Here is a 14,773-nt window from a genome sequence, read left to right on the forward strand (position 1 = left end):
TGTAAGGCTCAGGCCTTGGTCATCGAGTCGGCCTGGATGGCGGTCAGCGCGATGGTGAAGACGATGTCATCCACCAGCGCACCACGCGACAGGTCATTGACCGGCTTGCGCAGACCCTGCAGCATCGGGCCCACCGACACCACATTGGCCGAGCGTTGCACCGCCTTGTAGGTGGTGTTGCCGGTGTTCAGATCCGGGAACACAAACACCGTAGCTTGGCCAGCCACCGCGCTGCCGGGCGCCTTTTGGGCGGCCACTTCCTTGACACTGGCGGCGTCGTACTGCATCGGGCCATCGATCACCAGCTCAGGCCAGCGCGATTTGGCCAACTCGGTGGCGGCTCGCACTTTTTCCACATCGTCGCCCGAGCCCGAGGAACCGGTGCTGTAGCTGATCATGGCGACCTTGGGGTCGATGCCCAGGGCGCGGGCGCTGTCGGCACTTTGTTTGGCGATCTCGGCCAGCTCTTCGGCCTTGGGGTCGGGGTTGACCGCGCAATCGGCGTAGACCAATACCTGGTCGGGCATCAGCATGAAGAAACACGAGGACACGATGTTCGAGCCCGGTGCCGTCTTGATCAGCTGCAAGGCCGGACGGATGGTGTTGGCGGTGGTGTGCACGGCGCCACTGACCAGACCGTCGACCTCGTCGACCGCCAGCATCATGGTGCCGAGCACCACGGTGTCTTCCAGAGAGGCCAGCGCTTGCGGGGCGGTCAGGCCCTTGCTCTTGCGCAAGGCCACCATCGGCTCGACAAAACGCCCGGCGATCTCGGTCGGGTCCAGAATCTCCAGGCCGGCAGGCAACTCCACACCAATGGCGCTGGCCACCGACTCAATGACCTGACGTTTGCCCAGCAAAACACAACGTGCCAGGCCTTTTTCGGTACAGATCACGGCGGCGCGGATGGTGCGGGGTTCATCCCCCTCGGGCAAGACAATGCGTTTGTTGGCGGCGCGCGCCTTTTGCATGAGCTGGTAGCGGAACGCTGGTGGCGACATGTGGGTCGACGCGGCATTGTCCAGACCGGCGCAGATGGCGGTGGCATCGAGCTGCTCCACCACACTGTCGATCACCAGGTTCATGCGGGTGTGGTCGTCCTGCGGCACGGCCAGCGGCAGGCGGCTGACACGGGCGGCGGTGCCGAAGCTGTCGCCATCGGTGCGCAACACCGGCAAACCGCTGTTGAAGGCCATGGCGCCAAAACGCTGGATGCGTGGGCTGATAAAACTGTTGTGGGTCAACACCAGACCCGCCAGTTCGATGCCGTTGCTGGCGGCCAAGGCGGTAGCCAACATCACGTCGTCACGGTCACCGGCGCTGATCACCAGCACACCGGGTTTCAGGCGCGGAATCACCTCGGACACCGAACGGGCGCACAACACGGTGTCACGCACACGACGGGTGGCGATATCACCCTCGATCATCACCTCGGCGCCCAGGTAACGCGCCACATCCAGGGTGCGCGGTGCGGAGAGCTCGGGGTTTTCACGCACCACGCCAAAAATCGGCACTCCACTGAGCTGGCTGGCCACTGCGGCTTCGTCAAAGTCGATGCCCACGCGGTTGAAGATGACACCTTCCACATGGCGGCCCGAGTTGCGGATACGCGCAATCATGTACTGGGTGTGGGCAATACCTTCGGCATCGGCACCACTGGCCACCAGAATCACATCGGCCTGCAGGCTGCGCGAAATATCACTGGAGAGCTGTGGAATGAAGGCGCGCGTCGGGTCGGTGTGGATGCCTTCCACCACCAGCACGTCCGCATCTTTGGCGCTGGTCATGGCCAGGCTCACGATGTCTTCGAGCACTTCAGCGGTTTTGCCGCTGGTCACCTGCTGGGTCACCAGTTGCAACGGCAGCGGGTCAGGCGTGGACACGGCCTGGCAGATGCTGCGGGCAAACAACACCGAGGGTTCCGATTCCGGGCTGTGTTTGGTGACCGGTTTGAAAAACGCCACCTTCAAACCACGGCGCTGCAAAGCGCGCAACAGGCCCAGGGACACCGAGGTCAAGCCCACATTGGGTTCCGTGGCCGACAGAAAAAACGTACGCATGGAAATTGGCTCCAGATGATGAAATGCAGGCCCTATTATCCTAGGGGTTAACCCGTATACGTAAGAAAATTGTCAGGTTTCATGAGCTAACGCAAACATTGCAGCCTGCAACCGGGCCGCCCCCACCCCGCTGACCCGTACCACCGGTGTGTGCATAGCCAACTGCTGCCCCAGCAGATGCTGCACCGCAGCCTGCACCGCCAAGCCGTCCCGCTGCAAACCATCGGCCACCCAGGGCAGATCCGGCTGCAGCCAGAGTGTCATCGCGTAAGACTGGTGGTGCAAGTGGGCGGCGGCCAGCAAGCTGTTGTCCGCAAAATAGAACTGGCTGTAGACCGCCGTCAGCAAGGGGCCGCATTCACAGAAAAGCATAGCGCCCTGCCCTTGATCTATAAGGGCTAGAGCCTGATTTTCTGCATCAATCTGCGCCTGCATCAGGGCCGCTTGTTCATCGCCCCGGGGTGTGCGTCCATGGCGGACACACCAGTCACGCAAGAGTTCAGGCACCACCTGGCCACCGGTCTGCGCCGCCAACTGCTGGGCCAGCGTGCTTTTGCCGGTGCATTCGGCACCAATGAGGCAAATCAGTCGGGGCGCCTGATCGGCCACACCAGTCACCCAGCAACCAGAAATCAGGCCGGGCGCAGGGTGTCCAGGCCGCCCAAATAAGGCCGCAGCACCTCAGGCACGGTGACCGAGCCGTCAGCGTTCTGGTAGTTCTCGAGCACCGCCACCAGGGTGCGGCCCACCGCCAGACCCGAGCCGTTCAAGGTGTGGACCAGTTCGTTTTTGCCTTGTGCGTTTTTGAAGCGGGCCTGCAGGCGACGGGCCTGGAAGGCTTCGCAGTTGCTCACCGAGCTGATTTCACGGTAGGTGTTTTGTGCGGGCAGCCAGACCTCCAGGTCATAGGTCTTGGCGGCACCAAAACCCATGTCACCGGTGCACAGGCTCATCACGCGGTAAGGCAGGCCGAGTTTTTGCAGGATGGCTTCGGCGTGGGTGGTCATCACTTCGAGCGCTTCGTAGCTCTTTTCGGGGTGCACGATCTGCACCATCTCGACCTTGTCAAACTGGTGCTGGCGGATCAGGCCACGCGTGTCGCGCCCGGCGCTGCCGGCTTCCGAGCGGAAACACGGGGTGTGGCCGGTGAGGAGCATCGGCAGTTCCGCTTCAGCCAGCACCACATCACGCACAAAGTTGGTCAATGGCACTTCGGCGGTGGGGATCAGGTACAGCGCGGTGTTGTCGGGCTGGGCTTCACCTTCTTGTCCACCTTTTTTGGCAGCGAACAGGTCGCCTTCAAACTTGGGCAACTGGCCGGTGCCGCGCAGGGTTTCGCCGTTGACGATGTAGGGCGTGTAACACTCGGTGTAGCCGTGTTCCTGGGTTTGTACATCCAGCATGAACTGGGCCAGCACCCGGTGCAGGCGCGAGACCTGGCCCTTCATCACGGTGAAACGCGAACCGGTGAGCTTGACGCCCATCTCGAAGTCCAGGCCCAGCGGGGTGCCGACATCAACGTGGTCCTTGATCTCGAAGTCAAACGTCCGAGGTGTGCCCCAGCTGCGCACCACCACGTTGGCGTGTTCATCCGCCCCGACCGGCACACTCTCGTGCGGCAGGTTCGGCACCGCCAGCAGCAGGGTTTGCAACTCGGCCTGGATCTGGTCGAGCCGGGTGGCCGAGGCGTCGAGCTCGTCCTTGATACCGCCCACCTGAGCCATGGCAGCAGCGGCCTCGTCATGCAAGCCTTTGCCTTTGAGCATACCGATCTGTTTGCTGGCGGCGTTGCGCTGGGCCTGCAGCGCCTCGGTGCGCATCTGGATGGTTTTGCGCTCGGTCTCGAGTGCGGTGAAGGCTTCCACATTCAGGAAGGTCTGCGGGGTTTTGCGGGTTTCCAGGCGTGCCACGGCGCTGGGCAGGTCTTTGCGGAGCAGGTTGATGTCTAACATGGTTTTATATGAAAAATTGGGCTCTGGCCCTTATGAAATAGGGGGTGAAGACTATGATTCGTATAGCATCAAGATCGGGCAACAGGCGCAGCGGCCTCGTCATCCAGGTCCAGCCGCAGCCCTTTGGGCAGCGGGAACTTCACCGTCTCGGGCTGGCCCGGCATGGTTTGTACCGACACCGCACCCAGCGCCTTGATGCGGTCAATGACTTGGCGCACCAGAATCTCGGGCGCAGACGCACCGGCGGTCAAGCCCACCCGACTGCAGCCGGCAAACCACTGCGGCTGCAGGTCTTCGGCGCGGTCAACCATGTAGCCCGGTGTGCCGAGCTTGCGCGCCACCTCGGCGAGACGGTTGCTGTTGGAGCTGGTCGGACTGCCCACCACAATCACGATGTCGACCTGCGAACTCATGAGTTTGACCGCGTCCTGGCGGTTTTGCGTGGCATAACAGATGTCCTGGTGTTTGGGTTCGCGCACCATCGGGAAGCGGGCCTTGATGGCCTGGGCGATGTGGGCGGCGTCGTCCACGCTGAGCGTGGTCTGGGTCACCACGGCGAGTCGTTCGGTCTGGCGCGGGTTGACGCGGGCCACGTCATCGACCTCTTCGACCAGGTGGATACCGTGATCGAGCTGGCCCATCGTGCCTTCCACCTCGGGGTGGCCCTTGTGGCCGATCATGATGAACTCATACCCCTCTTTGGCCAGTTTGGCCACTTCCACATGCACCTTGGTCACCAGCGGGCAGGTGGCATCAAAGATCTGAAAACCCCGGCGCTCGGCCTCCTGCTGCACCGCGCGGCTCACACCGTGGGCCGAAAAAACCAGCGTCGCCCCCGGTGGGACGTCATCGAGCTCTTCAATAAAGATAGCACCCTTGGCTTTGAGGTCGTCCACCACATAGGTGTTGTGCACGATCTCATGGCGCACGTAAATCGGCGCACCAAACTTGGTCAGGGCTTTTTCAACAATCTCGATGGCCCGGTCCACCCCGGCACAAAAACCACGCGGCTCGGCCAGCAGGATGTTCTGAACAGCGGCGGTCGGCATGGTCACAACACCCCGATCAGTTGCACTTCAAAAAACACCGGCTGGCCCGCCAGCGGGTGGTTGAAGTCGAGCTGCACCGCGTCGCCCTTGGCTCCCGTGCGAAAGTCCAGAATCACCCCGGCAAACTCGCCCTGCGCGTCGGGGGTGGGGAACTTGAGCACCTCACCCACCGCGTATTGCTCGTCTTGCACCCCCAGCTCCACCAGCTCCTGGCGCGCCATCCACTGCACCATGTCGGCGCTGCGCTCACCAAAGGCGACCCCTGCGGGCAACTCGATGGTGGTGTGGGTGCCCTCGGGCAGCCCCAGCAAAGCCGCCTCCAGCGCGGGGGACAGCTGACCGGTGCCCAGCGTCAAGGTTGCGGGTGAACCCTCAAAGGTGCTGACCACCACCCCGGCCGAGCCGCTCAAGCGGTAATGCAGGGTCAAAAAGGAACCGGGAGAAACGCTGGCGACGGTGCTTGTCATGCTGATCCTGTACCTGAAAAGGAAACCAAAAAAGAAAACGCTGTCCGTGCGGCGGCACCGGTGGCAGGGCCACAAAGCCCCAGAACCCAAACCAGGGCACATCAGCGCATAAACTGCCCGCATTGTAAAAGCCCCCTGCCCTGCGCCACCGCAGTCGACTTCAGACCATGCCGCTCAAAGACCTGCCCCCCGATGCCCGTCCGCGCGAAAAGCTGCTGGCGCGTGGCCCGGGCGCGCTCAGCGATGTCGAGCTGCTGGCGCTGCTGCTGCGCACCGGCATCGTTGGCAAAGGGGTGCTGCAACTGGCCCAGGAGCTGCTGCAGCTCAAGCCCCGCGCCGATGGTTGCGCCGGGTTTGACGGCATTGCTGGCCTGCTCAACGCCAGCGCCGACGACCTCAAACGGGTCAAAGGCCTGGGGCCGGCCAAACGTGCCGAGCTGGTGGCCGTGCTGGAGTTGGCCCGCCGCGCCATGGCACAAAAGCTGCAAGAACGCACCGTGTTCGACAACCCCGATGCGGTCAAACACTACCTGCAGTTGCAGCTGTCAGCACGCCAACACGAGGTGTTTGCGGTGTTGTTCCTGGACGTGCAAAACCGCCTGATCGCGCTCGAAGAAATGTTTACAGGCACCCTGACCCAAACCAGCGTCTACCCACGCGAGGTGGTGTTGCGCGCGCTGCACCACCAAGCCAGTGCCGTGGTGCTGGCGCACAACCACCCCAGTGGCACGGTGTCGCCCAGCCGCGCCGACGAGATGCTGACCCAGACCCTCAAAACCACGCTGGCGCTGATTGACGTGCGGGTGCTGGACCACGTCATCGTGGCCCCCGGCGAGGCGCTGTCCATGGCCGAGCGGGGATTGCTGTGAGCCGAGCCAAGCCAGCGGCCCAGCCCCTGAGTGTGCTGCACAGCCACGCCCCGGCCCCGGCGCTCTTGCACGCTGCGCCGGTCAAGGTCAAAGCCCTGACCGATTTAAAAATTGTCAAACGTGCCATTGCCGAACAGGCCCGCCAGCGCGTCGCTCAGGCCAGCGCACAGGCCAAAGCCACCAAACAGGTGGCGTCTGACCGCGAGCTTTTCATTCGGGCCGCTGGCGCCGTCCAGCCCTTGCCAGACAAGCGCCACGTGCTTCATAAAAAGGAGCTATCTGTGCCGTTGGCGATGCAGTACCAGCGGGACGAAAAGGCGGTGCTCAAAGAGGCCATCAGTGATGAGTTTGATGTGAGCACCCTGCTCGACACCGACGAACACCTGAGTTTTCGCCGCCCCGGCATCGGGGTGGATGTGACCCGCAAGTTGCGCCGGGGCGACTGGAGCATTCAGCGCCAGCTGGACCTGCACGGCCTGCGCCGCGACGACGCCCGTGAGGCCCTGGGCCAGTTCATCCGTGACGCCCACAAACACGGCATCCGCTGTGTGCGGGTGGTGCATGGCAAAGGTCTGGGTTCACCGGGCAAGGTGCCGGTGCTCAAAAGCCGGGTGCACAGCTGGCTGGTGCAAAAAAACGAGGTGCTGGCCTTTGTCCAGGCCAAACCAGCCGATGGCGGCGCTGGCGCGCTGGTGGTGCTGCTGATGGCCAGCAGGGGCTGAGCGGCTCAAGCCACAACGGCTTGGTTTTGCACCGCATGGCGCAACAGATTGCGCAACTTGGCTGGGCGCACCGGTTTTTGCAGCAGCACCAACCCGGCCGATTGCACCTGCTGGCGCACACTGGTCTCGGTGTCGCCACTGATCACACAGGCGGGCAGGTCTGCACCCAGGGTCTGGCGCAGCAGGCAAATCGCATCGATACCGTTGTAGACACCGGGCAACCGGTAATCACTGAGCACAAACGCCGGCGGCTGCGAGCGGCTCACCAGCGCGCAGGCAGTTGGCACGTCCACCGCGCTGGTGACCTGACACCCCCAGCTGCACAGCAAACTGGCCAGCGCCACACCACCCAGGGCATCGTCTTCAATCAGTAGCACATGCAGACCAGCCAGCTCGCTGCCGGGTGGGTCTGCGGGCACCTCCACCGGTGCCACCACCGCGGGTGCGGGCGCCATGGGCACATGCACACAAAAGCGGGTGCCACAGCCCGGCTGGGAACGCAGTGTCACCGGGTGGTTCAGCAGCAGGCAGGCCCGCTGCACCAGACTCAAACCCAGACCCAGGCCCTTGTGGCGGTCACGCTCGGGGTTGCTGATCTGGAAAAACTCCTGGAATATTTTCTCGTGGTACTCCGGGGCGATGCCGATGCCGCTGTCCCACACCTCGATACGTGCCTGGCTGTGGCCAGCCCCCGCGCGACAACTCACCAACACACAACCCCGGTGGGTATGCTGCACCGCGTTGCTGAGTAGGTTGAGCAGCACCCGGTGCAACAACACCGGATCGCTGTGTACCCAGATCGGTGAGGGGCGGATGTGCAGGCGCAGCCCTTTGGCAGCGGCCATGGCGTCAAAACTGATGCGCAGCTGGTCCAGCAACTGGTTCACCGGGAAAGCTGCCAGCCGCACCTCCATCGACGGTGCATCGAGCCGGGAATAGTCAAAAAAGGCGTCCAGCATCTCCTGCAGCGCACGTACCGAGGCATCCACCCCGGCCACCAACTCGCGGGTGGCCGCATCTTGCTGAGGCAACTGAGTGAGCCGCGCGACAAACATGCCCAGCGCGTGGGCGGGCTGGCGCAGGTCGTGGCTGGCAGCCGCCAGAAAGCGCGACTTACCCAGGCTGGCGGCCTCGGCCTGGTCTTTGCGCCGGGCCAGTTCTGCGGCATAACGGCCGCGCACATGGTCAAAAGCCGCCGCCATCAAGGTGTAGAACAACAAGGACATCAAAAACTGCGGGCCAGCCACCGGGGTGTAGTGGTAAGCCCAGGGCAGGCTCGGGCCACCGGCCAAAAAGTACAGCGTGGCCAACCCCAAAAACCCGGCGCTCAGCAGCCAGCCAATCAACTGCCCTTTGAGGAAAAAAGCCAGAAACGGCACCGTGTAGACCCAGTACAGCCCGGTGCCTTCGACACCGCCCAGCACAATCAGAGCGCTGAAAATCACCAGGGCCGAGGCCAGCAGCAGGTTCTCGGCCAGGCCAACACGGTGTGCTTGGCTGGCGAACACCGTGGCCGGTGCCACCAGCAACAACACGGCGGCCAGTTCGACACAACCCAACACCCACTGCCCCGGTGTGAGCAGGTTGAAGGCGGCAAACACCAGCCCAAACACCAGCCCGATGACACTGCCGGCCCGAACTTGCCGGGCGCGTTCGCCCCAACCGGTCACAGATTTCATTGACATTCCAGAGAGTGCTTGGCCAGCGGGCCGCCCCCGCAAGCACCGGCGATGCTACCAAATCACCCGCAGCACGCGGCTCTTTAGCCAGGCTGGTTGCGCATCCAATCGGCGGTCTGGAAAAACGCCTGGTTGAGCTGGGTCTGCAGCGCTGCGGGCACCTCGGTCTCCCGCATGGCCTGGGCCATACAGGCCAGCCATTGGTCACGCTCGACCAGCCCGACCTTGAACGGCAGGTGGCGCGCGCGCAGGCGCGGGTGGCCAAAACGCTCGGTGTAGTGCTGCGGCCCGCCCAGCCAGCCACACAAAAACCAGAACAACTTCTGGCGTGCCTCGTCCAGGGTGGAGCCATGCACCGCACGCAACTCGGCGTAGGCGGGGTCGAGTTCCATCAGGTCGTAAAAACGGTCCACCAGGGCCTGGACGCTGGCCTCACCTTGCAGGCTCTCAAACGGGGTGCTGACACCGGATGTTGTTTCGTTGTTCATGATGATATTGGGCTCTAGCCCTTTTATCCATTGGCCTGATAGCTATTGTTTAGGTAGTAGTTTCAGCTTGCCGCCTGGCGTAGCGTCTGCACCACCGGACGGCGCAACACATCGCGCAAACCCCACCAACCTGCGGCCAAGGCCAGCACCGCCCCGGCCAAGGCCCCCAGCAGCGGCACCCACAAAGACACCGACCAGCTGAAATCAAACACATACTTGGCCAGCGCCCAGCCCACAGCACTGGCCACCAACGCAGCCAAAAAGCCCGCCAACGCACCCACCCCGGCCAGCTCGATGCGCTGCACCTGGCGCAGCAGCACCTGGCTGGCACCCACCGCCCGCATGATGGCGTACTCGCGCGCGCGCTCCTCGCGGGTGGCAGTGACAGCGGCAAACAGCACCACCAGCCCAGCCGCCAGGGTGAAGGCAAACAGGTATTCCACCGCCCCGATCACCTGGTCAAGCACACCCTGGATCTGGCTGATGGTGGCCGTCATGTTGACGTTGGTGATGTTGGGAAACTGGCGCACCAGCTGGTTGTCAAAGCCAGGGGTGGCTGGGGCCTTGAAGGCACTCATGTAGGTGGCGGTCACACCGTCGAGCTGTGCCACCGGGTACATCGCAAAGAAGTTGGCGCGCATTGAGCCCCAGTCCACCTTGCGCAGCGAGCTGATGCGCGACACCACCTGGGTGCCACCCACCTCAAAAGTCAGCTCATCCCCCAGCGACAGCTTGAGGGTGTCGGCAATACCTTCCTCGATGCTGATGGTGCCCGCCTCATCGGGCCGCCAGCGCCCGCTGGTCACCTGGTTCTGCTCGGGCAGTTGGGCGCTGTGTGAGAGGTTGAACTCGCGGTCCACCAGGCGACGGGCGCGGTCTTCGCTGTAGTCATCGGGGCTGACGTCGCGGCCATTGATGGCCACCAGTCGGCCTCGGATCATCGGGAACCAGTCAAACTGGGCCACCCCTGCGTTCTTGAGCGCCTGGGTGAAGGCCGGGCCCTGCTCGGGCGTGATGTTGATGACAAAACGGTTGGGCGCATCCTGCGGCGAGGCCTGGCGCCAGCTGGCGATCAGATCGGTGCGCAGCAGCACCAGCAACACCAGCGCCAGCAGACCCACCGCCAGGCTGCTGACCTGCACCACCGCAAACGCTGGGCGGGCCGAAATCTGCCGTGTGGCCAGCACCAGCGCGGTGGGCGCGGTGCTGTCGTTGACGCTGTAGCGCAGCAGCTTGACCGCCAGCCAGCTCAGGGCGGCAAACAGCACCGTGGCACCGGCAAAACCACCCACCGCGATCAGCCCCAGTTTGAGATCGTTGCTGGCCGCCAGCAGCAAGGCAGCAAAACCGATCAAGCCCACACCCAGCACTCCGGCCGAGGTCGGTTTGAGCCCACCCACATCCCGGCGAATCACCCGCAGCGGTGGCACCTGGGCCAGTTGCAACACCGGTGGCAGGCCAAAGGCCAGCAGCAGGGTCAACCCCATGCCCAACCCAAACAGCACCGGCCAAACAGTGGGGGCTGGCAGGCTGGTGGTGACCAAACCGGCGAGCAGGGTCACAAAACCATAGTGCACAGCAAAACCCAGCGCCACCCCCAGGCCACTGGCCAGCAGCCCCACCAGCAAAAACTCCAGGCTGTAGGCACCGGCGATGGTGCGCTGGGGCAGGCCCAGCACCCGCAGCATGGCGCAGTCGTCCAGATGGCTGGTCGCAAAACCACGCGCGGCCAGCGCCACCGCCACCGCACTGAGCAGCGCCGCCAGCAGCGCGACCAGGTTCAGGAACTTCTCGGCCCGCTCCAGCGTGGTGCCGAATTCCGGGCGGCCACCTTGCAGCGTGTCCACTCGCATCCCGCGCACCTTGTTGGCCAAGATTTGCGCCTGCACCCAGTCGATAAACGCCTGCACAGCGGTGTCGTCACCCGCCACCGCCAGCCGGTAATTGATGCGGCTGGCTGGTTGTACCAGGCCGGTGCTCTCCAGGTCGGCCTGGTTGATCATCACACGCGGTGAAAAACTCATGAAACCGGCGCCACGGTCCGGTTCGTTGACGATCAGGCGACCCACGCGCAGCGCAGCGTCTCCCAGCATCAGGGTCTGGCCGCTCTGCAAACCCAGGCTGTCGAGCACCGCCACATCGACCCAGGCTTCACCCGGGGTGGGCACATCACGTGTCAAGGTGTCGGGGGCACCGGTTGTGATGCTGGTGCGCAAACTGCCGCGCAAGGGGTAACCGGCCTGCACCGCTTTCAAAGCCACCAGCTTGGTTTGTGCACCCAGAGCGTCTGGTGCACGGGCCATGGTCGGGAAAGTCAGGGTCTGGCTGCGTTGTAAACCCAAGGATTGCACCTGGGCCAGAAAAGCCTCGGGGATCGGGTTGTCACTGACCACCACCGCGTCACCGCCCAGCAATTGGCGTGCATCACGTTGCAGCCCACCCTTGAGCCGGTCGGCAAAAAAGCCGACAGCGGTGAGTGCGGCCACCGCCAGCGCCACCGCCACAATCAACAAACGCAGCTCACCGGCGCGCAAATCACGCAACAGCGAACGCCAGCCCAGGGTCAAAAAAGAAATACGCATGACTGGAAGATACCGCAGTCCGCCGCAGCCGCCCGACTGGCGTGCCGCTTTACCCCAGAACGCTTGGTGTCAAGCCACCCCGACAGAGCTGAAAACGCGCTCTCAGGTGCCCGATTGGAAGCAGCGCTGCACTACAGCACGGGTTCAGAGCAGCTCAGCACGACCGGTCCGGGCGACAGGTGGTAGCGGTTTTTACCAGCCATCTTGGCCTGGTACATCGCCATGTCGGCCTCATGTAACAGCTCATCACGTGTGCGCTTGCCTGGTTGGGGAAAAAAGCTGATGCCGATGCTGGCGGTCACCGCCAGCGACTGGCCGCGCCAGTCCATCGGCTGGGCCGCTGTCTCCAAAAGCCGCTCCAGGGTTGGTATCGCATCAGCCGGGGCAGTCAGATCAGCCAGCAGGGCCACAAACTCATCCCCCCCATTGCGCGCCAGCGTGTCACTCTCGCGCAAGGTCAAACGCATGCGCTCGGCCAGGGTGATGAGCATCTGGTCACCGGCTTCGTGGCCATGGTGGTCATTGATGGCCTTGAAGCCGTCCAGGTCGATAAACACCACCCCCAGCAGCATTTGGTGGCGCTGGGCCTGGGTCATGGCGCTGCGCATGCGGTCAGCCAGAAACACGCGGTTGGGCAAATTGGTCAAGGGGTCGTAACGCGCCGAATGCTCCAGCTCGTCCTGGTAGGCCTTGATCGCGGTGATGTTGTTGAACACCGCCACAAACTGCTGCACCTTGCCCTGCGAATCGGGCACCGCACTGATGGTGAGCAACTCCGCAAACACCTCGCCGTCCTTGCGCCGGTTCCAGATCTCGCCGCGCCAGTAGCCGCTAGCCTGCAGCTCGGACCACATGGCCTCGTAAAACGCTTTGTCCTGGCGCCCGGAGCTCAAAAATCGCGGGTTTTTCCCCAGCACCTCTGCCCGGCTGTAGCCGGAGATGCGCACAAAGGCGTCGTTCACGTCGATGATGCTGCCATCGGCCTGGGTGATCAAGATGCCTTCGCGGATATGGGTGAAGACAAAAGCGGCGTTGATACGCTGCAGCCGCTCGGACTCGGCGCGCTGCAACTGCAGCAGCCATTGCCGCCGGTGCAAACCCAGCGCCAGAAAAGCCAACACCACCAGCACCGGCACCAACAGACCCAGCACGGTGCTGACTTGGGTGACCCAGTGCGCCAGCGCCACCTCGCGGTACAGGTGGGTGACCACCACAAACGGGTACTGCGACGACACCCGGTACGCCGTCAAGGTCGTCTGACCTGGCTCCGGTTCGGACTCAAACTGGCCAAACTCACGTTCCTGAAAACGCAGCACCATCGCCTTGCCATAAGCGGTCTGGCCAATAGGCAGCTTGGGGTTGGTGGTCATCAGGCGGGTGCCGTCCAGACGCAACACCTCCACCATGCCCAAGGACCCGTCAAGCTGTTGCGCCATCTGGTTGACAAAGTAGTCAGGGTTCAGTGCCACCAACAGGCGTCGCCCCCCCCCTCCCTGCACCGGTAGGGTGGCGGGAATCAGAGTGGACACACCGTCGGTCGCCGCACCCGCACCCACACCAACCTCGGCCGCCCGCCCGGCAGCAAAGTCGCGCCCCAACCATGGCGCGCCCAGGCGCAACACAGTCTGGGGGCCCTGGATCAGAGGCTGATAGCCACTGGTGTCCACCTGCTGCGCCACGTTGGCCGGGTTGGAACTGGCCACGATGCGGTCTTGGCTGTTGATCAGCGACAGCGAACGCAGATGCGGCGCCCCGCGCAAGATCTGGGCAAAGTCGGCCTCCACCTCGCGCAAACCGGCCTTGCCCCGCACACCCGACAAGGCGTGGGATGCGGCCTGGCTGGTGGCATTGAGGCTTTGTGTGAGGGCGTTCTCAAAACTGCGTGCCATCAGGGACGACAGCTGAAAATTGCTCGTCAGTGCATCACTGCGCAACAACCACAAGGTGTAACTGGTGATACCCAGCACCGCGCAGATAAAGGCGCTGAGCATCAGATAAAACCGGCCTCGGGGAAGCGTCTCACCCGCCATCAACGTACCACAATCGGCTCAAGCCGATATCTCTGGGCTGCGGCCAGCAGGCGCCCGTCACGCTGGATGTCGCTGACAAAACGCTCCAGCCGGGCGTGCCAGTTATCGTCACCGGGCGCCATGGCGTAAGCATAGGGGGTGACGTGGTAGGCGCGCTCTGGCACCACCAGACGCGCCCAGTCCGCATTGGCCAGGAAACGCTGGCTGTAGGGGTAATCGGTCATGAACACATCGGCACGACCAGCCTGCACCTCTTGCTCGCGGGCAAACGGTGTGTTGAGCACCATCAGCTGCGCATGTTGAAGCCTCTCCTGCATGACCGGTTCATGCAGCGTGCCTTGCGCCACAGCCACCACCGAGCCCGACTGGTCAATGTCGGCCCAGCTGCGGATACGGCGGTTGGTTTTGGAGGTCACCGCATAGATGTCGCTGGCCAGATGGGGCCGGGTGAAACGCAACAGTTTTTGCCGCTCGGGCGTGATGCCCACAGCAAACATGGCGACATCACAATGGTCTTGCAGCAAGTCGTCGGCCAGTTTGGCAAAAGAGCTGTCGACAAAATCCACCGCCACACCCAGGTCCTTGCCCAGCTCCTGCGCCAGCTCGATGTCGATGCCTGAGAGCTGCTGGGTTTTGGGGTTGCGGTAGGTGATGCCGTGGTAGTCCGGCCAGATACAGACCCGAACGGTTTTGGCGGTTTGAACACGGCGCAGACGACCAGACACCTCCCCAGCGTTGAGGGTCCCGGCGACACCTGCTTGTGCCATGGGCGCCGAGCCTGCAATCAGTGCCCCCGACACTAGCAACAACGTCAAGAGATGCATAGCGTTGGCCTTTGGTTACTTCGCTTTTTTAGTCTAGTTCACACAGATTCT

General features: G+C 63.3%; 12 protein-coding genes. 2 read left to right on the forward strand and 10 right to left on the reverse strand.

The window, feature by feature from the left end:
* Positions 1-8 precede the first annotated feature (8 nt).
* From pta to FDG13_RS17835, 5 genes are all read right to left on the reverse strand, one after another.
* The gene (gene pta / locus FDG13_RS17815; RefSeq protein WP_180131448.1) at positions 9-2,060 is read right to left on the reverse strand and encodes a phosphate acetyltransferase; all 2,052 of its coding nucleotides are present in this window, start codon (positions 2,058-2,060) and stop codon (positions 9-11) included.
* Positions 2,061-2,132: 72 nt separating this feature from the next.
* Positions 2,133-2,669: an ATP-binding protein gene (locus FDG13_RS17820; RefSeq protein ID WP_180131451.1), complete on the reverse strand. Its 537-nt coding sequence runs from the start codon at positions 2,667-2,669 to the stop codon at positions 2,133-2,135.
* Positions 2,670-2,692: 23 nt separating this feature from the next.
* Entirely contained in the window at positions 2,693-4,012 is a 1,320-nt protein-coding gene (gene serS, locus FDG13_RS17825) for a serine--tRNA ligase (RefSeq protein WP_180131453.1), read from the reverse strand.
* Positions 4,013-4,080: 68 nt separating this feature from the next.
* Positions 4,081-5,061 carry a 4-hydroxy-3-methylbut-2-enyl diphosphate reductase gene (gene ispH / locus FDG13_RS17830; RefSeq protein ID WP_180131465.1) on the reverse strand — a complete coding sequence of 327 codons (981 nt, stop codon included), beginning with the start codon at positions 5,059-5,061 and terminating at the stop codon, positions 4,081-4,083.
* A 2-nt stretch (positions 5,062-5,063) separates the two neighbouring features.
* Entirely contained in the window at positions 5,064-5,528 is a 465-nt protein-coding gene (locus FDG13_RS17835) for a peptidylprolyl isomerase (protein ID WP_180131468.1), read from the reverse strand.
* Between the two features lie 167 nt (positions 5,529-5,695).
* Between FDG13_RS17835 and radC the strand changes: the two genes are divergently transcribed.
* Together radC and FDG13_RS17845 are read left to right on the forward strand one after the other, a co-directional pair.
* Positions 5,696-6,397, forward strand: a complete 702-nt coding sequence (gene radC / locus FDG13_RS17840; protein ID WP_180131476.1) for a DNA repair protein RadC — start codon at positions 5,696-5,698, stop codon at positions 6,395-6,397.
* Between the two features lie 65 nt (positions 6,398-6,462).
* A complete protein-coding gene (locus FDG13_RS17845) occupies positions 6,463-7,119 on the forward strand; it encodes a Smr/MutS family protein (RefSeq protein WP_180132568.1) in 657 nt (218 codons plus the stop codon).
* A gap of 5 nt (positions 7,120-7,124) precedes the next feature.
* Here the strand turns inward: FDG13_RS17845 and FDG13_RS17850 are convergent, their stop codons facing one another.
* The 5 genes from FDG13_RS17850 to FDG13_RS17870 form a co-directional block, all read right to left on the reverse strand.
* Positions 7,125-8,798, reverse strand: coding sequence for a hybrid sensor histidine kinase/response regulator (locus FDG13_RS17850; RefSeq protein WP_180131479.1), 1,674 nt, complete (start codon positions 8,796-8,798; stop codon positions 7,125-7,127).
* An 83-nt stretch (positions 8,799-8,881) separates the two neighbouring features.
* Positions 8,882-9,286, reverse strand: coding sequence for a group II truncated hemoglobin (locus tag FDG13_RS17855; protein ID WP_180131482.1), 405 nt, complete (start codon positions 9,284-9,286; stop codon positions 8,882-8,884).
* A 62-nt stretch (positions 9,287-9,348) separates the two neighbouring features.
* A complete protein-coding gene (locus tag FDG13_RS17860) occupies positions 9,349-11,868 on the reverse strand; it encodes an ABC transporter permease (RefSeq protein ID WP_180131485.1) in 2,520 nt (839 codons plus the stop codon).
* 131 nt (positions 11,869-11,999) lie between these two features.
* Entirely contained in the window at positions 12,000-13,859 is a 1,860-nt protein-coding gene (locus FDG13_RS17865) for a diguanylate cyclase domain-containing protein (protein ID WP_255435314.1), read from the reverse strand.
* A 38-nt stretch (positions 13,860-13,897) separates the two neighbouring features.
* Positions 13,898-14,722, reverse strand: a complete 825-nt coding sequence (locus tag FDG13_RS17870; protein WP_255435316.1) for an ABC transporter substrate-binding protein — start codon at positions 14,720-14,722, stop codon at positions 13,898-13,900.
* Positions 14,723-14,773 lie beyond the last annotated feature (51 nt).

Origin of the sequence: Rhodoferax sp. BLA1 (assembly GCF_013416775.1) — a bacterium.
Taxonomy (GTDB): Bacteria; Pseudomonadota; Gammaproteobacteria; order Burkholderiales; family Burkholderiaceae_C; genus Rhodoferax.